This is a genomic window from Polynucleobacter sp. IMCC 29146, from assembly GCF_021395195.1.
In the GTDB taxonomy this organism is placed as follows: Bacteria; Pseudomonadota; Gammaproteobacteria; order Burkholderiales; family Burkholderiaceae; genus Polynucleobacter.
The window spans coordinates 17668-38510 of sequence record NZ_JAJVCR010000003.1; the positions used below are offsets into that span (position 1 = coordinate 17668).

19 protein-coding genes are annotated in these 20843 nt (G+C 42.7%); 15 read left to right on the forward strand and 4 right to left on the reverse strand.

Annotated features, from left to right (window positions below):
• Nucleotides 1-187 precede the first annotated feature (187 nt).
• From LZT22_RS03930 to LZT22_RS03940, 3 genes are all read left to right on the forward strand, one after another.
• Nucleotides 188-1171, forward strand: a complete 984-nt coding sequence (locus LZT22_RS03930; RefSeq protein WP_233923764.1) for a tripartite tricarboxylate transporter substrate binding protein — start codon at nucleotides 188-190, stop codon at nucleotides 1169-1171.
• Nucleotides 1171-2577, forward strand: a complete 1407-nt coding sequence (locus LZT22_RS03935) for an aldehyde dehydrogenase family protein (protein WP_233923765.1) — start codon at nucleotides 1171-1173, stop codon at nucleotides 2575-2577. The genes LZT22_RS03930 and LZT22_RS03935 overlap by 1 nt, the downstream gene beginning before the upstream one ends.
• A 66-nt stretch (nucleotides 2578-2643) precedes the next feature.
• On the forward strand, nucleotides 2644-4203 hold the full coding sequence (locus LZT22_RS03940; protein ID WP_233923766.1) for an AMP-binding protein: 1560 nt from the start codon (nucleotides 2644-2646) through the stop codon (nucleotides 4201-4203).
• Here the strand turns inward: LZT22_RS03940 and LZT22_RS03945 are convergent.
• From LZT22_RS03945 to LZT22_RS03960, 4 genes are read right to left on the reverse strand one after another with little or no spacing between them, the layout of a single operon-like run.
• Complete coding sequence (locus LZT22_RS03945; RefSeq protein ID WP_233923767.1) at nucleotides 4196-5476, reverse strand: SulP family inorganic anion transporter; 1281 nt, start codon at nucleotides 5474-5476, stop codon at nucleotides 4196-4198. The genes LZT22_RS03940 and LZT22_RS03945 overlap by 8 nt on opposite strands.
• Nucleotides 5477-5484: 8 nt before the next feature.
• Entirely contained in the window at nucleotides 5485-7110 is a 1626-nt protein-coding gene (locus LZT22_RS03950; protein ID WP_233923768.1) for a GMC family oxidoreductase, read from the reverse strand.
• Nucleotides 7107-7943, reverse strand: a complete 837-nt coding sequence (locus LZT22_RS03955) for a 3-keto-5-aminohexanoate cleavage protein (protein WP_233923769.1) — start codon at nucleotides 7941-7943, stop codon at nucleotides 7107-7109. Before LZT22_RS03955 ends, LZT22_RS03950 begins: the two co-directional genes overlap by 4 nt.
• A 31-nt stretch (nucleotides 7944-7974) precedes the next feature.
• Nucleotides 7975-8793: an IclR family transcriptional regulator gene (locus tag LZT22_RS03960; protein ID WP_233923770.1), complete on the reverse strand. Its 819-nt coding sequence runs from the start codon at nucleotides 8791-8793 to the stop codon at nucleotides 7975-7977.
• 111 nt (nucleotides 8794-8904) lie between these two features.
• On the opposite strand from LZT22_RS03960, the gene LZT22_RS03965 reads away from it, so the two are divergent.
• From LZT22_RS03965 to LZT22_RS04020, 12 genes are all read left to right on the forward strand, one after another.
• Nucleotides 8905-9480, forward strand: coding sequence for an acetyl-CoA carboxylase (locus LZT22_RS03965; RefSeq protein ID WP_233923771.1), 576 nt, complete (start codon nucleotides 8905-8907; stop codon nucleotides 9478-9480).
• Nucleotides 9480-10958 carry a pyruvate carboxylase subunit B gene (locus LZT22_RS03970; RefSeq protein ID WP_233923772.1) on the forward strand — a complete coding sequence of 493 codons (1479 nt, stop codon included), beginning with the start codon at nucleotides 9480-9482 and terminating at the stop codon, nucleotides 10956-10958. Before LZT22_RS03965 ends, LZT22_RS03970 begins: the two co-directional genes overlap by 1 nt.
• Before the next feature lie 31 nt (nucleotides 10959-10989).
• A complete protein-coding gene (locus LZT22_RS03975; RefSeq protein WP_233923773.1) occupies nucleotides 10990-11877 on the forward strand; it encodes a 3-keto-5-aminohexanoate cleavage protein in 888 nt (295 codons plus the stop codon).
• A 47-nt stretch (nucleotides 11878-11924) separates the two neighbouring features.
• Nucleotides 11925-13193, forward strand: coding sequence for an ABC transporter substrate-binding protein (locus LZT22_RS03980; protein WP_233923774.1), 1269 nt, complete (start codon nucleotides 11925-11927; stop codon nucleotides 13191-13193).
• 73 nt (nucleotides 13194-13266) lie between these two features.
• Nucleotides 13267-14082, forward strand: coding sequence for an ABC transporter permease (locus LZT22_RS03985; RefSeq protein ID WP_233923775.1), 816 nt, complete (start codon nucleotides 13267-13269; stop codon nucleotides 14080-14082).
• A gap of 12 nt (nucleotides 14083-14094) precedes the next feature.
• Complete coding sequence (locus tag LZT22_RS03990) at nucleotides 14095-14871, forward strand: ABC transporter ATP-binding protein (protein ID WP_233923776.1); 777 nt, start codon at nucleotides 14095-14097, stop codon at nucleotides 14869-14871.
• Between the two features lie 19 nt (nucleotides 14872-14890).
• The gene (locus LZT22_RS03995) at nucleotides 14891-15583 is read left to right on the forward strand and encodes a glutathione S-transferase N-terminal domain-containing protein (protein ID WP_233923777.1); all 693 of its coding nucleotides are present in this window, start codon (nucleotides 14891-14893) and stop codon (nucleotides 15581-15583) included.
• 1 nt (nucleotide 15584) lies between these two features.
• A complete protein-coding gene (locus LZT22_RS04000) occupies nucleotides 15585-16481 on the forward strand; it encodes an alpha/beta hydrolase (protein ID WP_233923778.1) in 897 nt (298 codons plus the stop codon).
• 26 nt (nucleotides 16482-16507) lie between these two features.
• Nucleotides 16508-17503, forward strand: a complete 996-nt coding sequence (locus LZT22_RS04005) for an NADP-dependent oxidoreductase (RefSeq protein WP_233923779.1) — start codon at nucleotides 16508-16510, stop codon at nucleotides 17501-17503.
• 155 nt (nucleotides 17504-17658) lie between these two features.
• Nucleotides 17659-18558 (forward strand): 3-hydroxyisobutyrate dehydrogenase, encoded by a 900-nt coding sequence (gene mmsB, locus LZT22_RS04010; protein ID WP_233923780.1) that lies wholly within the window; start codon nucleotides 17659-17661, stop codon nucleotides 18556-18558.
• A complete protein-coding gene (locus LZT22_RS04015; protein WP_233923781.1) occupies nucleotides 18515-19600 on the forward strand; it encodes an enoyl-CoA hydratase/isomerase family protein in 1086 nt (361 codons plus the stop codon). The genes mmsB and LZT22_RS04015 overlap by 44 nt, the downstream gene beginning before the upstream one ends.
• A 9-nt stretch (nucleotides 19601-19609) precedes the next feature.
• Nucleotides 19610-20761, forward strand: coding sequence for an acyl-CoA dehydrogenase family protein (locus LZT22_RS04020; RefSeq protein ID WP_255698784.1), 1152 nt, complete (start codon nucleotides 19610-19612; stop codon nucleotides 20759-20761).
• The last annotated feature ends 82 nt before the right edge of the window (nucleotides 20762-20843 follow it).

Consider the following 20843-nt stretch of genomic DNA (forward strand, 5'->3'; position numbering starts at 1 on the left):
ATGGGTGAATTTGTTGATTTTAATTGAACGTTTCACTAATTAACCCATAAAATACCAGTATTTGCACTTATACGAAACAACTTGTTCCGTTGAGTAAGATTAGTTATTCTATAGGCTTTGGTCTGTGCGACCTTAAACGACCTTATTTATGATAAAAAAACGGGTACAAGAAGATAAAGGAATCAAGATGTCAAAATCATTTATTACCAAGTTACTAATTACCCTATTTATATCTAGTTTTGGGTTGATTTTTTCTGCGGGAGCTTGGGCCCAAGCATGGCCCACGAAGTCAATTAAATTTGTTGTGCCTTACCCGCCTGGAGGTGGAACTGATGTCATTGCGCGTATTGTGCAAGAGCCCTTGAGTCAGGCTTTGGGTCAGCAAATTATTATTGATAATCGCGGCGGCGCAGGGGGCTCGATTGGTACTGACGCGGTTGCTAAGTCACCAGCGGATGGCTACACCGTATTATTTACTTTATCCTCGCACACGATTAACCCGGCTATTTACCCCAAGCTTGCCTTTAATACCGAGAAAGATTTCTTGCCTGTATCTTTGGTGGCTTCCTTGCCGCAAATCTTAGTTGCTAATCCTGATTTTCCGGCAAAGACTGTTAAAGAAGCCATCGAGTTAGCTCGCCTTAAGCCCGATACGATTGCGTTTGCATCTGTCGGCAACGGCTCACCAGGGCATTTAGCAGGCGCGATGATGGCAACAGCAGCGAATGTGAAGATGACCCATATTCCATATCGTGGCGGCGGCCCAGCGGTTACTGATGTGATGGCAGGACAAGTACCCTTGTTATGGGTTTCAATACCTGCTGCAACCCAATATATTAAGGCCGGAAAATTGCGTGCTTTAGCGGTATCAACCACTAAACGCTCAGTGATTTTTCCCGATGTGCCAACCATGGCCGAGTCGGGTTTTAAAGATTTTGAGGTTGACTCTTGGTACGCTATGTTTGTGCCCGTGGGCACACCTCAAGCTAGTGTCGATGCGCTATATAACGCGGTAGTCAAGGTCTTAGCGCAATCGAGTACGAAAGAAAAATTAATCGCGCAGGGCGCTGAAGCTGTGGGCAGCACACCCGCGCAACTAGGAGCGATTGTGAAAGCTGAACTAGCTAAATGGAGTAAGGTCACTAAAGAGTCGAGCATTAAGGCGGAATAATGTCACCAGTAGAAAATTTAGTTGCGCGTGCCCGTGTGGCACAAAAGTCCTTTGAGCAACTAACTCAAAGTGAAGTAGATTTAGTCGTCGAGGCTGTGGCGTGGGCTATTTTGGAGCCGAAACGCAACCAAGAGTTGGCAGAGTTAGCTGTGTTCGATACAGGACTTGGCAATGTAGCAGATAAATTTAAGAAAAATTATCGGAAAACTTTGGGTTTGATGCGTGATTTACAGCATGCGAAGACCGTTGGTTTAATTGCCGAGGATGCGGCTACAGGATTATCGGAGTACGCCAGACCAGTCGGAGTGGTTGCGGCAATCACCCCTTCGACTAATCCTGGAGCTACCCCGATTAATAAAATTCTGAATGCCTTAAAGTGTCGCAACGCGATTATTGTTGCACCATCCCCTAAGGGCCAAACGACTTGCGCACGTCTATTAGAATTTGTGCATCAGCAGCTCGATTTAGTGAAGGCGCCACGTGATTTAGTACAAGTATTGCCAAGCCCCATCACCAAAGATGCCACCTATGAATTAATGCGCTTGGCTGACTTAGTGGTGGCGACAGGTTCACAAGCGAATATTCGAGCGGCTTATACCTCGGGAACACCCGCCTTTGGCGTTGGCGCTGGTAATGTCGTAGTCATCATTGACGAATTAGCCGATTTAACCGCGTCAGCTAAACGAATTGTTCAATCAAAAACATTTGATAACGCCACCAGTTGCTCGAGTGAAAATGGCGTGGTAATTTGTGCGCCCGTTTATGCTAAAGCTATCCAAGCTCTCGAGCTTGCAGGTGGCGTGATGCTTGATGCAGACGACAAACAACGCTTACAAGAAGTGATGTTTCAGAACGGTAAATTAACCGCCACGCTCACTGCACAAACGGCAGAGTTTATTGCTGAGCGAGCAGGATTAAAAAATCCACTTGCTAAGACAGCCCGTTTTTTAATGGTAGAAGAAGACAGCGCTGGTGCGAATGCCCCATTTTCTGGGGAAAAATTAAGTCCGGTACTAACAGTTTGGCAGGTTGCTGATTTTGCGGCTGCTAAAGCAATGGTTGCCAAAGTTTATGCGTATCAGGGCTCTGGGCATTCGGTGGGTTTGCATACTCAATTGCAGGGCCCAATAATGGATCAACGCGCTGCCGAGTTAGCTAATGAATTGCCTGTTGCTCGAGTTATTGTGAATCAAGCCCATGCGATCGCCACGGGCGGCAGTTTTGATAATGGCTTGCCCTTTTCCTTATCTATGGGCTGCGGCACTTGGGGCGGCAATAATTTTTCGGATAATCTGAATTATCGTCATTATTTGAATATTTCTCGCGTAGTTAGGCCCATACCTGAAATTGTGCCGACAGTTGAAGCTTTGCTGGAGAATTATTTCAGCAAATTTTCACGTTCTTAATTGTGTTTCTTTCCAATTAAATCTATTTAATTATTTAGATTTGACTTAATCATTATGTTAGATCACATGAATTCAACCTTACCGCCAAGCTCGTGTTTGACCATTGGCGACGTAATGACGTACTGGCATCAACAGCAAGCAGAGCACCCCTTTTTATATGCTCCCGAAACTGATGCTGTGCTGACCTATGGTGAGTTAGCTCAAGAGGCGCAACATCTTTTCACCTGGTTTGATGAGCAAGGTATTAGTGCGCACGGGCATGTGGGTTTATTTATGCATAACGGTCGCCAAACAGCGAGTGTTTTTCTGGCGACGATGGCGACTGGTCGCGTTGTCGTGCCAATGAATTTATTGGCACCAATAGATCAACTTGCTTGGGTGTTTGAGCACAGTGAAATTGAAATATTGTTTTATGCGCCTGAGAATAAAGCCCATTTATGGAATGCATTAAAAAAAATTCAAGCTAAATTTAAGCTAGTTGAATTAGACCCTGATGCGGCTCAGGGCCCATTTATGAGTTCAGCAGCGGGAGTTTTGCCACAGCTCAGGGCTCGTGATCCCGCTTTATTAATGTATACCTCTGGCACAACTGGCACGCCTAAGGGTGTGCTTCTAAGCCACGCTAATGTTCTCTATGCTGCCAAGACCGTAAGCGAGTGGCATGGGCTTACTCCAGCAGATACTGTTTTAAGTTCTTTACCGATTTATCACATTAATGGGCAAGTGATTGCAACAATTTCCCCCTTCTTTTCAGGGGGTGCCATTGTTGCGCCACATCAATTTTCGGTGAGTAACTGGTGGCAGGTAGCTATCAAGTATCGGTGTACTTGGATAAACATGGTGCCAACCATTATTGCTTATTTAATTAATGCAGCTAAAGCAAATAGAGTGGATACTCATTTAGCGGCGCAATTAAAACGAATCCGTTTTGGGCGTTCGGCTTCAGCACCGCTGCCACCCGAGCATCACCGCGAATTCGAAAGTCTATTTGGCATTCCTGTGATTGAGGGGATGGGCATGACTGAATCAGCCTCGATGGTATTTTGCAATCCGCAAGATGGTCCTCGCCGTTACGGCAGCCCTGGCTTACCTTGCGGGGTTGAAGCTAAAGTTGTTGATCCCGCTGGAATTGAATTAGCTAATAAGCAAATTGGTGAGGTCTGTTTACGCGGCGCAAATGTAATGCAAGCTTATTTCCATGGCGAAGCTGAAACAGCAAAAGCTTTTGCTACTGATGGCTGGTTAAAAACGGGCGACTTAGGCCTGCGAGATGATGATGGTTTTTATTTTATTACTGGCCGTTTGAAGGAGTTAATTATAAAGGGCGGCGAAAATATTGCGCCACGCGAAATCGATGAGGCCCTGTTAAAACATCCTGCCGTTCTCGATGCGGCTGCAGTCGGAATACCTGATGCGAACTATGGCCAAGAAATTTTGGCTTGCCTTGTTTTGCGTCCTGATGCTCATTGCACAGAGATTGAAATGCGCAATTTTTGTTTGGAGCACTTAGGCAAACTGCGCACACCTAAGGTGATTCTTTTTGTTAATGAGTTACCGCGTGGCGCCTCAGGAAAAATTCAGCGCTTAAAGTTACTCGATTTGCCCGGTGTAGCCAGTTCTACTTAGGGTGAGTTTTGGCTTTAAATAAATGGTGAGAGAGTAGCGAAGTAAAAATACCCGCCAGAATTGCCCATTCTAGTGAAATTGTAATGGTTCCAATAAATGTAATGACCATAGGTAGCCACTCTTTTGCCCCATGACGAAATTCTTTACGAATCTCTTTAGGATCAATTAAATTCCAAGCGACGACTAGTAATAAGGCGCCAATAACGGGATAAGGGAGATATTTAGCGAGCGGACCAACAAAGGCCAAAATAACCATTAAAAAAAGTGCCGCACTAATAGCTGATAAGGGTGTTTTTGCACCAGCAGATAAATTCACGCCAGTGCGATTAAATGAGCCACTTGCGGGGTAAGCCGAAAAAAACGATCCGGCGATATTGGCTAAGCCTTGACCAATAAATTCTTGATTGGCATTAAAGGTATCTTTTGTTTTTAGCGCAATCGCCCGGGCGATGGCCATGGCCTCAGTAGAGGCTAATAAAGCCATGATTAAGGTTGGACCAAATAATTGATTCAGGGTATTCATCTCTAACTGCGGAAAGGATATAGCTGGAAAAGCTCCTGGAATGCTACTCACGCGCTTAAAAGGGGCGAGCTCGGGGTAGAGGCTTTCGATATAGAGGGCAATAAGGCTGCCAATAATTACCGCCACTAGCATGCCAGGGAACCAGCGATTGAGTGGACGCCAGACAATAATAATTAAAATTGTTGCAATCACTAAACCAAGCACTGCGGGATGCCAAGGGTTTTGCATGAGGGCTAAATAGAGCTCATGCAGGGTTTCATGCGGGCTAATGCCCCGCGGAATAGCAAAACCTGTAACAGTGCCAATTTGACTATTCATAATCAGGATGGCAGCGCCTACAGTAAAGCCCACAATTACAGAGTGAGGCACTTTTTCTACCCACTTACCCACACCGCCAAATCCTAATGTAATTTGAATAAGGCCAATTAAAAAACTCAGGGTGAGTACTAAGCCAACGTATTCTGCCGACTCTGGGGTAGCGAGGGGGGTCATTAAGGCCATGGTTGTTAGGGAGATGGCATTTGCTGGTCCCGTAACCATGAGGCGACTTGAGCCAAATAGGGCAGCAATTAAACAAGGTACCATCGCGGCATAAAGACCATATTGGGGTGGCATACCAGCCAACATGGCAAAAGCAATACCTTGCGGCAAAACGACTACTGCACCAGTTAGACCTGCTAGTAAATCAGCGCGTATAGTGCCAGGGGTTTTGTATTCCGGTAGCCAGCGTGAAAAGGGCAGTTGAGGCATGGATGAATTTAAATTAGCGATTGATAATTAATTATATCAGCCGCTTTTTCAGCAATCATCACTACGGGCCAGTTGGTATTGCCCGAAACTAGTCGTGGCATGATAGAACAATCGATGACCCGTAAACCAGTAACGCCGCGAACCCGTAAATCAGCATCGACTACCGCCATCGAATCATCAGCAGTACCCATTTTGCAGGTTCCAGAGGGATGAAAAATAGTTGCGCCAGTTTCGCGACAAAACGCCAAAATTTCTTCATTGCTTTGCGGATTATTGGGCTTCACTTCGCGGGAAATTAAATTACTCAGCGGTTGGGTCTGCGTAATGCTACGAGCAAAGTTGACGGCGGCAATACTAATATCACGATCATATTGGGTGTCTAAATAGTTGGCAAAGATGCGTGGCGGTATGAGTGGGTCAGCCGATTGAATGTGTACATATCCTCGTGACTCTGGGCGTAACTGACAAACCGACATCGTAAAACCGGAAAAAGGGTGAACTTGTCCTCCAGCCATATCTGCCGAGAGCGTGCCTAAATGAAATTGAATATCCGGTCTACTTGAGGTGGGCATAACTTTAGTAAATAAACCACCTTGGTTAATGCCTATCGACAGCGGGCCACCTCGAAACAGTAACCAATCTAAGCCCATTTTTACTTTACCGAAGATCGAACGTAGCTGATCATTGGTCGAGATGGGTTGATTTAATTCATAAATTAAACGGTATTGCAAATGGTCTTGTAAATTTTCTCCCACGCCTGGTAAATCTTGAACCAGCGGGATACTCAATTCTTGCAGCAACTTCGCTGGACCAATACCAGAGAGCTGCAATAGTTGCGGGCTTTGAATTGCGCCTGCGCATAAGAGCACTTCTTTATTCGCTTGTAGCGTGATTTTTTTACCTTGGCGGAAAAGTTCAACCCCACTGGCTTTGCGACCTGTAAATAAAATCCGTGTGGCCTGGCTGTTGGTAAGCACCGTTAGATTCGAGCGCTTACGCGCAGGGCGCAAATAAGCGACTGCAGTGCTACAGCGCAAACCCTTATGGGTTGATAGCTGGTAGTAGCCAACACCTTCTTGCGTGAGATTGTTAAAGTCCTCGGTAGTAGGAACGCCGAGGGCATTAGCAGCCAGCTTAAAGGCTTCCACCAAGGGATGTTTTTTGGGAATCGACGAAGCCTTTAATGGCCCTTGTTGTGAGTGCAGTGGTTCACCTAGGCGATCATTTCCCTCAGCTTTTTTAAAGTAGGGCAGTACGTCATCCCAGCCCCAACCGACATTACCTAAGTCACGCCATTGGTCGTAATCTTCCTTTTGCCCGCGAATAAAAATTAAACCATTAATTGAACTCGAGCCTCCAAGACATTTGCCTCTTGGCCAATAAATTTCTCGGTTATTCATGCCCGGTTCAGGCGCAGTATTAAATTTCCAATTAACCCTGGCGTCCCACATGGTCTTGCCGTAGCCAATTGGCAAATGAATCCAAGGCAAGCTATCTTCTGGACCGGCTTCAAGTAAGCAGACGCGATTCTGCGGATTAGCAGATAGTCGATTAGCTAGAACACAACCTGCAGATCCACCGCCAATAATGATGTAATCAAACTGTTGGTTCGTTAAGGAAGTAGCTTCAGTCATACGGCGATAGGCCTTAAGCCTAACATTTCACGCGCTTGCTTGCCGCTTGCTACAGGGCGACCGCGATCGCGTGCCATTTTTGCGACCCGCGCAACTAGTTCCGCATTATCTTTAGCAACCCGGGTTTCATCGTAGCGTAGATTATCTTCTAAGCCCGTTCGTACATGGCCTCCCAGCTCTAGCGCCCATTCATTAACCGTTAATTGATGTTTACCAATACCCGCTGCTGTCCAAGTGGCAGTGGGCATCACATCTTTTAGTTCTTTTATTAAAAATTCTAAAATAGAGCGCCGTACCGGCATTGCATTCGGAACTCCCATGACAAATTGCACATGAGGCGGTGAGTTAAGCAGACCTTTTTTAACTAAATTCGCAGCGTTGTAGAGCATCGCTAAATCAAATATTTCAATTTCCGGTTTAATTTCATATTTCAACATCTCGCTCGCCAACCCCTCAACAAAATCAGTCGGATTTTCGTAAATACCTACTGGAAAGTTCGTTGAGCCGGTTGCTAAGGAAGCCATATCGGGTCGATGGAAGAGCATCGCCCCGCGCGCAGCTTGATCGCGACCACGACCACCAGTAGAAAATTGTACGATCATCTCGGGACAGTATTTTTTTACACCCTCTTGTACTGCGGCATATAGGTCTGGGTTAGAGCTGGGGCTTTCATCGGGGTTGCGCACATGAATATGTACCAATGAGGCTCCAGCTTCATAGGCTTTCTGAGTTTCTTCGATTTGTTCTGGCGGAGTAACGGGCAAACCCGCGCAATCTTTTTTGCGCGGAACTGCGCCAGTAATAGCAACGGTAATGATGACGGGTTGATTCATGAATACTCCAAAAAAATTAGAATAAGGTAATTTATTGGGTGAGGCTATTTTCTAATTCCAACGCTGCGGCACGTAAAATTGCGACCGATTGCTCGGCGAGTTTTAAGGTAAAACGCGGGGTTGGGCCATGGGCCGCTAATGCAGCAAACACCTTATTTTTAGCGTCGCGCACTGGCACGGCAACACAAATAGACCCCTCTAAATATTCACAGTTATCTAAGGCGTATGCGCGGGTACGAATTTTATCAATTTCCGCCATTAATGAGTTGTAGTGGGTCATGGTTTTAGAGGTGTGACTTTGCAGTGGCTCTGCCCCAACTATTCGTTTAATTTGTTGGTCGCTCATGAAGGATAAAAATAATTTACCGCTAGCAGTGCAATGCAATGGCACATGCATACCTGGGTCGATATGCAAGCGAATCGGCGCACTCGTTTCGATGCGATCAAGATAAAGCACTTCATTGCCATCCAGAATATTAAAGTTACATGTTTCTCCTACCGCTTCTACTAAGCGCTTCATAACCGCAACCCGTTGCGAACGAATTGAGTCGGCTGAGAGGAGGCTTAGGCCCATGAGGCGAAATTTTGCGCTGGGCTGAAAGCGACGACCATTTGGGTCGCGCTCGACAAAACCTTGTGCTACTAGAGTATTTAACAGTCGGAAGGCGGTAGGTTTAGCCAAGCCAATACTGGAAGAGATATGTTCTAGGGTAAGTGGAAATTCTGAGTTAGCAATGACTTCCAAAATGAGCAACACTTTTTCCGCCATGCTGGATTTGCTGCCTTCTAGAACCGTTACAGAAGCTAGCCTGCTTGAAGTTTTGGTTGAGACCGTACTAAATTTATGCATTTTTATTGTTTATTTAGCTTAAGAGGGGTTTTTAGGTATTTACCCTTAAATCATTTCATCTAGTGATACTTTATATTCCATTAGAGAAAAGATCAATCAAAAACTACTGTCATGGCAATTAAAAAATCACCACTTACTAAGGCTAGCCCCAAATTGAAGCCTAAGACTAAGACCAAGACTAAGCTTAAGACCAAGACTCAGCCTAATACCAAGAAATCGATTACGCCAGTTGGCACTATTTCTATGCAACAAGTGAAAGAAGTGATTGGCCTCATTAAGGATGCCGGTTATTTCAATATCTTTTCTTATAAAACACCAGAATTTGAAATAGAAATCGAAGTTGGAAATAAGCGCTCGTCTGAAGTTAGCTCCGCTGCTAGCCCATCAGGAGTGACTCTAGCCACAACTCCTCAAGCTGCAGTAGCTAATAAGCCAAGGAGCCAAGCGGGTCTTTTCGAGGTCTTAAGCCCAATGGTGGGAACTTTTTACCGCCGGCCCAATCCTACTGCACCGCCTTTTGTCGAGATTGGCGCGGAGGTAAAACCCGATACTCCAGTGTGCATTGTCGAGGTGATGAAGCTACTCAATACGATTGCAGCTGAACACGCTGGAAAAATTATCGATATCTGTGTAGCTGATGGCGAAACTATTACAGCAGGTCAAGTCTTAATGGTGATCGAGTTGTGATGTTGAAAAAACCCGTCACGCAGGGCCACTCAGCCCCATTCCAAATGATTGATGTCACACTGCGCGATGCGCATCAATGCTTGTGGTCAACCCGCATGACCACCGCGCAAATGTATCCAGCTCTAGATAATATCGATCGAGCAGGGTACGGCTATATCAATATTTTGGGTGGCGCGGTGTTTGATGTGATGGTGCGTTTCTTGCGTGAAGATCCATGGAAACGCATGGCATTTCTTAGTCAAGAACTAGAAACGCCTACCGATGCCTTAACTCGTGGACAAAGTATTTATACCTTTGAATTATTTCCTGATGATGTAGTTGATTTAAATATCGCCTTATTGGCAGAATCAGGCGTTAAGGTGCTAACGGTTTACGACGCGCTCAACGATAACCGCAACATTACTTCTTCGATTGCCTCAGGTAAAAAACAGGGGATGCTGATTAATGCAATGCTCACTTATGCATTAAGCCCGGTTCATGACGATGCTTATTTTGTGGCGCGCGCCAAAGAGCTAGTGGACTTAAAAGTCGATTTTATTTCTGTTAAAGATCCAACGGGATTATTGACGCCAGAGCGTGGCGCTACTTTATTTCCGGCGCTGGTGGCCGTAGCCAAGGGCATTCCCTTGAAATTGCATTCCCATTGTCAATCAGGCTTAGCCCCATTAGTGTATGAAGAAGCAATTAAAGCCGGCTTTAGTTATGGTTACGTTGCTACGAATTGCTTAGCCAATGGCGCATCGTTACCCTCGGTAACTGAAGTGTTGGCTAGTGCAGTGCGTCTCGGTAGGGCGCCTAAGATGAATTTGTCTGCCTTGCAAGAGGTTGATGAGTATTTCGATTGGATCTGTACGCGCGATAGTTTGCCTCGGGGTGAAAAGCTAGCCTATGACCCAGCACTATATGAGCACCAAATTCCCGGAGGCATGATCTCTAATCTGCGGGCGCAGTTAGCAACTCTGGGCATCGCCCATCGAGAACAAGAAATCTTAGAAGAAACTGCGCAAGTGAGAAAAGACTTAGGCTATCCCATTTTGGTCAGTCCTTTTGCCCAGTATATTGTGACCCAAGCTGTACTCAATGTGATGCAGGGTGAACGCTATAAAACCATTCCAGATGAAGTAAAGCTCTATTTGCGCGGGCATTATGGAAAATTGGCAGGTCAGGCGAGCACGGAAGTAATGGCGCGCGCTGGGGTGGAGTATGACCCAAGTCAGCGACCGGGTGATTTCATCAAACCTGCTTTAAGTAATTTAAGAAAGCAGTGGGGTAAGTCGGTGTCGCGCGAGCAGCTTTGCCTGCGTGCCTTCTATCCTCCCAATTTAGCCTTAGGCCTACAAGATGGTACTCTAGCAGCTCTCAAGCAGGGTAAGCAGTTGCAGCCTTTTTCTGAGCTCATGAAGTATTTGGTTCAAGGTAAGGATTTTTCAAGCGTTAAAACGCGGTTTGGTAGTGTAGAGTTAAGTTTTTCAGTTTAAATTTCTTTTAATAACCAAAAAGAGGGTCAAAATGAAGCCAAATTTAACCGATCTAAAAAAGGTCATCATCACTGTTGCAACAACGGGCGGTCTTCATGGAAGGGAGTCCAATCCTGCTTTACCAGAGCAACCTCAGGATATCGTGCAAGCCATGCACGACTCATTTAATGCAGGTGCCTCAATAGCGCATTTACATGTGCGAGATAAAAATGGACTCACTTCCGCAGATCCAGCAATTTATGGAGAAGTACTTAGTGGAATTAATTCTCGCTGTAAGGGAATGATTACACAAGTGGGAAATGGAATTGGTGTCCGCTATATTAATGGCCTACATAGACCAGCTGAAGGATTTACGCAAGATCAGAGAATGGCATTATTAGATCTTGTTCCGCGCCCAGATATGTTGACTGTGAATGCAGGAACGTTTCATTTTCAACATAAAAATACGGAGTTTTTATTCGACAATTCTAAATGGTGGAACACTATCTTTATCAAAGGATGTAATGAGCGAAAAATTCATAACGAGTTGGAAGTTTATGATATTAGTCATATTACAAATATGCTCAAGTTAAGAGATTTAGGAGTAATAAGAGGGCCAATGCATTTCAGTTTAGTAATGGGAATTGATGGCGGTATTCCCGCTTCGCCGCAAAATTTGATGGCTATGATTGAAAACCTCCCAGATGGCGCTACATGGCAAGTGGTGTGCATTGGAAAATATCAAGTACCACTATCAACGATGGTTTTAGCAATGGGTGGAAATATTCGAGTTGGATTTGAAGATAACGTCTATTACTCTCCTGGAACATTAGCCGTTAGTAATGCCCAAATGGTTGAGAGAGCAGTTCGAATAGCGCGTGAGCTGGGAAGAGAGATTGCTACACCTCAAGAAGCGCGCGAGATGATGGAGATGTATTGAATTGGAGTAACCAAACAACATAACTAAATTAAAATATTGGAGATAAAATGAAAAGACGCAACTTTATTGCAGCAGTTGGAGTTGGTGGTTTAGGGTTAACTATTAATCCAATGCTTGCTGTAGCACAGCAGCAAAAAAAGTTTACCGAATGGGGAATGCCTCAGCCTTATGAAATGGTCTCTGCAAGTTCGATTGCTTTTTTAAAAGAGAAGGGCTGGTGGCCTATTAAAATTGGTAGTCAACCGGGATTTACATCTCTCCCTGTTGCAGGTCCTAAAGGGTTTTTTAAGTCCCGTGGCTTAGAAGTTGAGGTCATTTCTTTTTTAAGTGGACCTGCCATTAATGAAGCAGCAGCAGCTGGCCGAATCCAGGGGGGTATAGAGGGGAATCTACCCTTTACAAGTTTAATAGCTAACAATGCTCAGGTAAGGTGTTTGGCTATTGCGGCACCTGTGCTTAAGCATTCAACTATGGTGCCCCTAAATTCTCCCTTAAAGTCCCTAGCTGATATCAAACAGGCGCCAAACAAACCCCTTGCATTTGGAATCGTAGCTGGATCATCTGCCGAATTTTATTTTCAAGAGGCCTTAAAGACTAATGGCCTTGAGGTTGGCAAGGACGTTATTCTAAAAAGCTTAACCCCACCAGACTTGCTTTTAATGCCTGAAGGGTTGGCCGGAGTGGTTCAATGGGCTCCATATACTTGGACGCAAACTAAAGTTAGAAAAAATGCCCGTGAAATTGACACTATTTTTCCTTACAATTTTTACCAAGGTAATGTTTGGATGATTAAGGAAATTATTGATAAGGCCCCAGATGTAGCTCAAGCTTTTGTAGATGCTTATGTAGAAGGAATTCTATATTCTCGTTATGATGAAAAAGATGCAAATGCCATAACCGAAAAAGACCCAATGTATAAAAGTTTTACGCCTGAATTAATTGCTTTACTTACACGTGTTGTTAATAACAGTTACAAACCTACCTGGTTTTATCCTTATACCGATTTTTGGGCTGCCGAGAATTCTAGGGTTTCAGCATGGCTAGCTAAATCAGGTCGGTTAAAAACATTGGTAACCGCTGATATGTACAAGGAATATTTTGATACACGTTTTGCCGATCGGACCATGCAAAAACTGGGCTGGAAAGTGCCGCAAAGACCACCATGGATCCCTGCAAATTGGACTGGTAAGGTAGGACAATTGCCATATCCAAGCTATCCCAATGAAGATAATATGACAGAGCCTCAATTATTTCCAGATAAAGGAGATTTAACAAGTCCGTGGTACTTTAATGGCCGAAATTTTAAGCCATCCTAAAAACAAAATATGAGAGTTAAGTCAAATAAGTATTTTCAATTAAGCTAGCAAAATAATAGTGGAGGCGTACGGCATGGAGCTAGAGGATAAATCTGAGCAGGGATTTAATTGGAATGATTTAGAGAGGCGCTATGCAGGATTTATTATTATTTTAATCTTAATTGGCATATGGGAGCTAATTGCGCAATTCTTAGTTCCTCAATTAAATCCTCAGCTGTCGATTTTAGTTTCTCCTCCATCCAAGGTTCTCTTGGCAGCAGCTACTACAGCACAATCCGGAGAGTTGTTAGAACACGTTTTGGCTAGCTCAAAACGTGTTCTGATGGCATGGGGTTTTGTGATGATAACCGCAGTGCCTTTGGGAGTTGCAATTGGTTGGTGGCCCCGTTTTAATCGCTATGTTGAAAAAATTATTGAATTACTTAGACCAATACCACCAATAGCATGGATACCAATTAGTATTCTTTGGTTTGGTATTGGACTTACACAAAATTTATTTATCATTATTATTGGCACATTTTTCCCAGTTTTACTTAGCACTATCCATGGGGTAAAGGGTATTGATCCAATCTTAATTCGTGCTGCCCGTAACCTTGGTGCACCGCCGGCTAAATTACTTTTTAAAGTTGTACTGCGTTCAGCAATGCCAGCCATTTTTAATGGCTTAAGAGTAGGTTTGGGGGTGGCTTGGATGGTTTTAGTTGCAGCTGAATTGGTTGCCGCAACATCTGGACTGGGTTTCATGATTCAAGATGCGCGTAATTTTCTTCGAACTGACATCATTTTTATGGGCATGATCATGATTGGAATTATGGGGATCGCGATGGATTTTGTTTTGAGAATGGCTGCCCGCCCTTTTTTAACCTGGTATCACGGCTCAAGCGAGTAAAGGATTCATTAAATGAATGCGCTAGTTGTTGATAATATTAGTAAGACTTTTATTACAAAAAATAAAAAAAAAGTTCACGCAATTTCTAACACCTCATTTACTATTAATGAGAACGAATTCGTTTGTATTTTGGGACCTAGCGGCGGAGGAAAATCAACTTTATTAAATATCATTGCCGGTTTTGAAGAGCCTACAAGCGGTCAAGTTATTGCTCATGGTCAAAAAATTAATGGACCAAGTCCGAGTAGGATCATGGTTTTTCAAGAATTTGCACTTTTCCCATGGTTATCTGTATTGGATAATATTTCATTTGGACTTGAGATGAAAGGCATGGGGCGAGCAAAACGCTATGAACATGCAAAATATTATGTAGCACTTGTCGGGCTTGAGAAATTTGTTGATAGCTATCCTTCTGAACTATCTGGAGGAATGAAACAGCGAGTAGCGATTGCTCGCGCACTTGCAATGCAACCAGATATTTTATTGATGGATGAACCCTTTGGTGCATTGGATGCATACACTAGAGAAAATTTGCAGCAAGAATTATTAAATATTTGGGAAAAAGAACGGAAAACAGTACTTTTTGTAACCCATAGCGTTGATGAGGCTGTAACTATGGCCGATAAAATTATTATTATGGCTGGTTCACCCGGTACCATACATAATGAAATTTCTAATACGCTAGATAGAAAACGCATAAATACGGAACCGGGATTTGTTGAATTAAAAGCACAAATTCAAAAATATGTACAAAGCGCTGGTAACTTAAACGCTTCATTAAAAAATTAGTTATAAGCTAGCTTAAAAAGTGACTATTCAAATTTATGATTTAGCTGCAGCCAATTCTGAAGTGCGGTTTAGTCCATTTTGCTGGCGAGTAAAGCTTGCTTTAGCATTTAAGGGTCTAAAATTTGAATCAATACCTATTCGGTTCGTAGAAAAAAATAGAATTTCATTTTCAGGGCAAAAGCTATTACCAGTTTTAGTTGACAATGAAAAAGTAATTGTTGATAGCTGGGACATTGCCTGCTATTTAGATAAATTTTATCCAACCAAAAGTAATTTACTTTTAGGAAATAAATCTAAATTTCTCAATTACTATATACAACTCTCAGTACAACCCTTGATTCTAAAAATGGTAATTTTAGATATTTTTAATTGTATTGATGCGGGGGATAGGGATTATTTTAGAACGTCACGGGAGGCTCGATTTGGTAATTCACTTGAATTAATTAAAATTCCAGCTGAGCAAGGTATCTTATTGTTGCAAGAGCTTCTGCAACCTATTCGACTTATTTTGCAAGAACAACCATTTTTAGGTGGAAATGCTCCGGACTATCAAGATTTTATTGCTGCGTCTCCCTTGCTAATGGCAAGATTTGTTTCTTCACTCCAATTTTTTGAGCCCACTGATCCAATTTATATTTGGTTAGAAAAAATCCTTGATTTATATGGCGGATTGGCAAGAAATTCCCCAACTATTTATTCGAAGGAGATGTGATATGGGTTTAATTTGTGAGTCACGACATTTTTTTAGTGAGGGGGTTCGCTTAGCTGCCGACTTATATTTACCTTCTGATGCTCCACCACCGGAAGGGAGACCAGGGGTTGTCATGTGCCATGGATACAATGGCATGAAGCATTTATATCTCCCAGATGCAGCAAAACGTCTTGTCAATGCAGGTTATGCAGTTTTATGCTTTGATTACAAAGGTTGGGGCGAAAGTGATGGGCCAGTGCGCCGGTTAGATCCCCATGGTCGTGTAGCAGATGTTCAGGCGGCCTTAACCATTCTCTGTGCAGAGCCAAATATTAACCAGTCTCATATTGGCCTTTTTGGCTGGAGTTTTGGTTGCTCAACAGCCATTTGGACTGCATCAATTGATCAGCGAGTAAAAGTAGTAGTTGGCGTTGTTGGGGTTGGAGATGGGGAGCGTTGGTTGGAAAGTGTTTGGCCAGCTGATAAATGGCAGCAACTAATGCAAGATTCTAGAGAGGATCGTTTGCAACGCGCAAGAACTGGAAAATCAAGTTTTGTCGATCGTGGCCGGATACTTTTTCTTGACGCCGCATCTCAAGCTAAGTCTCAAGCAGCACGTAAAGCTGGGGGAGTAAATCGCGATGAAATTCCTTTAGAGTTTGTGGATGAAACCATTATTTTTAAAGCTGAGTGGGTTGTAGCTAAGGTTTCTCCTAGGCCATTACTTTTAATCTCTTGCTCTAATGACCAGGTAGCTCCGCCCTACGAAATGCAGGCTTTATATGATGCTGCACTTGAGCCTAAGAAGCTGATTATTTTAGAGGGCAAGGATCACTATGATGTTTATTCAGGTCCAGCATTTGATTCCGTAATGGCAGAAACTTTACTATGGCTTAGTTCAACTTTTAAACTAACTTAGCATTATTTAAAAAATTTATAACTAAAATGAAAAATCTACAAATTCTCTTAAAGAATAGGCCAGTAGGAATTCCAAAGCCTAGTGATTTCGAATTATTTGCAGCGAAAGTCACCAACCCTAACGCGGGGGAAGTATTAGTCCGCAATCTTTGGCTCTCTTTAGATCCCTATATGCGAGGCAGAATATCAAATGCAAAATCTTATGTAAATCCTGTAGAAATTGGTGAAGTAATGGTTGGAGCAACGGTAGGAGAAGTGGTTGAATCATTACACCCTGATTTTAAAGTCGGTGATAAAGTTGTAGGTACGCTCGGGTGGCAACTTTATGCAACCTCGAAGGGCGATGCATTACGTAAAATTCCTGACTCTCAAATATCTCTTTCAGCTTATTTAGGAGTTTTGGGAATGCCTGGGGTTACTGCTTGGATTGGGGTCAATAAAATATGTTTTCCTAAGCCTGGAGAAACTTTAATCGTATCTGCAGCAGCCGGGGCGGTTGGAAGTACTGTTGGTCAAATTGCAAAACTGATTGGTTGTCGAGTTGTTGGTATTGCAGGAGGCAAAAAAAAATGTCTGCACGTAGTTGAGGAGCTGGGTTTTGATGCATGTGTTGACTACAAGGCCAATAATCTACATGAAGATCTCGAAATAGCCTGTCCAAATGGCATAGATGTTTGTTTTGAAAATGTTGGAGCGCAAATATTTGATGAGGTATTAAGCTTGGTTAACCCATTTGCGCGCATTGCACTGTGTGGATTAGTAGCTCAGTCTAGTGCTATTGAGGCATATAGATACTTAAATATCAGAAATATTTTAGTTAATCGAGTAAGGCTGCAGGGCTTTATTGTTTTTGATCATATGGCAGACTGGGATAATGCAGTTAGTGAATTATCTCAATTACTCTTTGCAGATAAATTAAAATATTATGAAACTGTCGCAAATGGCTTAGATAGCGCTCCCGAGGCTTTTATTGGCATGCTTCAAGGTGCAAATTTGGGTAAGCAACTAGTTAGGCTTACGTGAGTAATCTGCTGTAGTTCTCACTCGCGGTAATTTTCCCTTGCTGAGGATCGCTAGTTTTGATTGAAGGTTAAAAATACTGGATCAGTTTGCGCCTAAAATATTTTTTTAAAAATATTCAATAAATTATTAGTTCAACTTTAAAAGTTAGCAATTTTATGAAAATTGGATTTATCGGACTTGGTAATATGGGTGCACCTATGGCGCGTAATTTAGTCAAAGCGGGACATGATTTGGTGGTGTATGACGTGGTTGAGGCTAATATGAATAAATTAGCTCAAGCCAATAAGGATAAGGTTACGATTGCCACTTCATTATTTTCTTTGATCTCTTCAAAGGTTGAAATTATTATCACTATGCTTCCTACTTCCAAAGAAGTTAAGTCGGTATATCTTGATGAAAGTGGAGTTTTGTCACAGGATGTAAATGGATTGATATTGATTGATTCTTCCACGATTGACCCTATGAGTTCGCGTGAAGTTTCTAAAAGAGCAACAGATAAAGGTGCGCTAATGTTAGACGCACCAGTTTCTGGAGGAACAGGGGGTGCAGAAGCTGGCTCCCTTACATTTATGGTGGGCGGGGAACTGAGTCTTTTTAATCAGATGTCATACCTCTTTCAAGCTATGGGGAAAAATATCGTTTACTGTGGCGATTCTGGCAACGGTCAGGTTGCTAAAGTTGCCAATAATATGTTACTTGCAATTTCTATGATTGGCACAGCTGAAGCAATGAACTTAGGGGTTTCTTTGGGCATGGATCCTCAAGTTTTAGCTGGGATTATTAATTCTTCAAGTGGAAGATGTTGGAGTTCTGATACCTATAACCCATATCCTGGTGTGTTGGAAAATACCCCCGCTTCAAGAGGTTATAGTGGCGGCTTTGGCGCAGATCTAATGCTTAAGGATTTGAGTTTGGCTACTGAGGCTGCAAAGTTAGTAAAACTACCTGTTCCTATGGGAGGTTTAGCGCAGCAACTTTACCAGGCATTTAACACTCAGGGCAACGGCAGTTTTGATTTTTCCGCAATTATTAATCTTTTTAAAAAAAATGATTAAAGATTTAATTATTGAGAAAATAAATCACCTTGGCTTAATTACACTTAATCGCCCAGCTGCCTTAAATAGCTTAAATTTAGATATGGTTAGGTGCATGCACAAAACCTTAGATCTTTGGGAGCATGACGATACTATTTTCGCTGTAGTTATAAAGGGGGCCGGTGAAAAAGCGTTCTGTGCAGGAGGCGATATTCTATGTTTACATGAAAGTATCAGTAATGGTTTTAATCAGCATATGAAATTTTTTAAAGAAGAATTTCTTCTTGATGAGTATATTTACCAATTCCCAAAGCCTTATATTGCAATAATGGATGGCTATGTCATTGGAGGAGGAATGGGGATTGTTCAGGGCGCAGATTTTAGGATTGTGACTGAGCGATCAAATCTTGCGATGCCTGAAACATCGATTGGTTACTTTCCAGATGTTGGCGCAAGCTATTTCTTATCACGTTGCCCTGGTTTTATTGGCAGCTATCTTGGTGTAACAGGGATCACTATTAAGGCAGAAGATGCTTTATATGCTAAGTTAGCCGATTGGTATCTTCCATCAAACCAACTCAATATTTTTCTTCAAGGACTGGGTTTGCTTACCTCTGACACATTTGATGAAAAGACAATTAGCCAGTTACTTACCCAGCTTGGCGGAAGAAAAAAGGCCATTTCACCATCACTCTCAAAACAGAGACATTTGATTGACTCAATTTTTTCATTGTCAACTGTTCAGGACATCGCTCATTCGCTCAAAATGACGAAGAATGCTGACTATAAAAAATGGGCTGAAGATACGCTTAATATAATGAGTAAACGTTCACCATTATCCTTAGTGGGCGCTTTACAGACTATTCACTTAGGAAGAGGCCTATCGCTTCATGAGTGTTTTGCGATGGAAATCGCCCTTGTAGAGCGATGGATTGATGTGGGCGACCTTCTTGAGGGTATCAGAGCGTTAATTATTCATAAGGATAACTCTCCACAATGGAAGTATCGAATTGATGAGTTAACAAGTACACGCCTTCAAGCCCTTTTACCGTCGATTTTTTAAGGATATTTTTTGGGATTTTTAGAGTTTTCTCCTGAGCAAATTATGGTGCGAGATATGGCGCGTAATTTTGCTCGTAATGAATTAATGCCTCATAGTGCTCGATGGGATCATGAGGGATGGGTTGATGAATCAGTATTAATGCAAATGGGAAAACTTGGATTGATGGGTGTTTTGGTCCCAGAGGAGTGGGGTGGGGCAAACTTAGATTTTATTTCTTACGCCCTAGCAATTGAAGAAATTTCATTTGGGGATGGTTCAGTTGGCGGGATAATGAGTATTCATAATTCAGTTGGTTGTGGGCCGTTAATGCAGTTTGGTACTTTTTCTCAAAAACAAGAATGGTTAACTGAGCTTTCAACTGGAAGAGTAATTGCTTGTTTTTGTTTAACGGAACCTCAGGCAGGATCAGAAGCACATAATTTAAAAACCACAGCAGTTTTAAAGAATGGTCATTGGGTACTTAATGGCCATAAGCAGTTTGTAAGCAACGGTAAGCGTGCAAAGTTAGCAATCATATTTGCTGTTACTGACCAAGAGCTTGGAAAAAAAGGACTTTCAGCTTTTCTTGTTCCTACTGTTTCACCTGGATTCATTGTTAATAGAATTGAAAATAAACTGGGAATTAGAGGATCGGATACTTGTTCAATTACTTTAGATGACTGCATAATTCCAGAGAGTAATTTACTAGGGCCGCGCGGTAAAGGTCTTGCAATTGCTTTATCAAATCTAGAGGGTGGTCGAATTGGAATTGCTGCACAGGCGCTAGGTATAGCGCGTGCTGCATTTGAATCTGCCCTGAAATATTCTAAAGAGCGCATTCAATTTGGCGCTCCAATTATTGAGCTCCAAACTATTGGTAATTATTTAGCTGATATGCAAACACAAATTAATGCCGCTCGACTATTAATATTAAAAGCCGCCAGTATGAAAGAGGCTGGCAAAGTTTGCTTATCTGAGGCTTCTCAGGCTAAATTATTTGCCTCAGAAATGGCGGAATTTGTTTGCTCTAAGGCAATACAAATTTATGGAGGATATGGATACCTCCAGGATTACCCTGTAGAGCGATTTTATAGGGATGCTCGCATTACCCAGATTTATGAAGGAACTAGTGAAATTCAGCGATTAGTCATTGCTAGAGCCCTAAAAAATGAGAATTTTTAGCTAAAAATATATGACGAACTATGCAGTCTGCTAAATTGGGATCGAGTTTGAGGGAAGGGAGTCTTAATGGAATATAGCCTCT

What these genes read in the sequence shown, in the direction of transcription:
- LZT22_RS03930 (WP_233923764.1), top strand. Translation starts at nt 188, where the DNA reads ATGTCAAAATCATTTATTACCAAGTTACTAATTACCCTATTTATATCT.
- LZT22_RS03935 (WP_233923765.1), top strand. Translation starts at nt 1,171, where the DNA reads ATGTCACCAGTAGAAAATTTAGTTGCGCGTGCCCGTGTGGCACAAAAG.
- LZT22_RS03940 (WP_233923766.1), top strand. Translation starts at nt 2,644, where the DNA reads ATGAATTCAACCTTACCGCCAAGCTCGTGTTTGACCATTGGCGACGTA.
- LZT22_RS03945 (WP_233923767.1), bottom strand. Translation starts at nt 5,476, where the DNA reads ATGCCTCAACTGCCCTTTTCACGCTGGCTACCGGAATACAAAACCCCT.
- LZT22_RS03950 (WP_233923768.1), bottom strand. Translation starts at nt 7,110, where the DNA reads ATGACTGAAGCTACTTCCTTAACGAACCAACAGTTTGATTACATCATT.
- LZT22_RS03955 (WP_233923769.1), bottom strand. Translation starts at nt 7,943, where the DNA reads ATGAATCAACCCGTCATCATTACCGTTGCTATTACTGGCGCAGTTCCG.
- LZT22_RS03960 (WP_233923770.1), bottom strand. Translation starts at nt 8,793, where the DNA reads ATGCATAAATTTAGTACGGTCTCAACCAAAACTTCAAGCAGGCTAGCT.
- LZT22_RS03965 (WP_233923771.1), top strand. Translation starts at nt 8,905, where the DNA reads ATGGCAATTAAAAAATCACCACTTACTAAGGCTAGCCCCAAATTGAAG.
- LZT22_RS03970 (WP_233923772.1), top strand. Translation starts at nt 9,480, where the DNA reads ATGTTGAAAAAACCCGTCACGCAGGGCCACTCAGCCCCATTCCAAATG.
- LZT22_RS03975 (WP_233923773.1), top strand. Translation starts at nt 10,990, where the DNA reads ATGAAGCCAAATTTAACCGATCTAAAAAAGGTCATCATCACTGTTGCA.
- LZT22_RS03980 (WP_233923774.1), top strand. Translation starts at nt 11,925, where the DNA reads ATGAAAAGACGCAACTTTATTGCAGCAGTTGGAGTTGGTGGTTTAGGG.
- LZT22_RS03985 (WP_233923775.1), top strand. Translation starts at nt 13,267, where the DNA reads ATGGAGCTAGAGGATAAATCTGAGCAGGGATTTAATTGGAATGATTTA.
- LZT22_RS03990 (WP_233923776.1), top strand. Translation starts at nt 14,095, where the DNA reads ATGAATGCGCTAGTTGTTGATAATATTAGTAAGACTTTTATTACAAAA.
- LZT22_RS04000 (WP_233923778.1), top strand. Translation starts at nt 15,585, where the DNA reads ATGGGTTTAATTTGTGAGTCACGACATTTTTTTAGTGAGGGGGTTCGC.
- LZT22_RS04005 (WP_233923779.1), top strand. Translation starts at nt 16,508, where the DNA reads ATGAAAAATCTACAAATTCTCTTAAAGAATAGGCCAGTAGGAATTCCA.
- mmsB (WP_233923780.1), top strand. Translation starts at nt 17,659, where the DNA reads ATGAAAATTGGATTTATCGGACTTGGTAATATGGGTGCACCTATGGCG.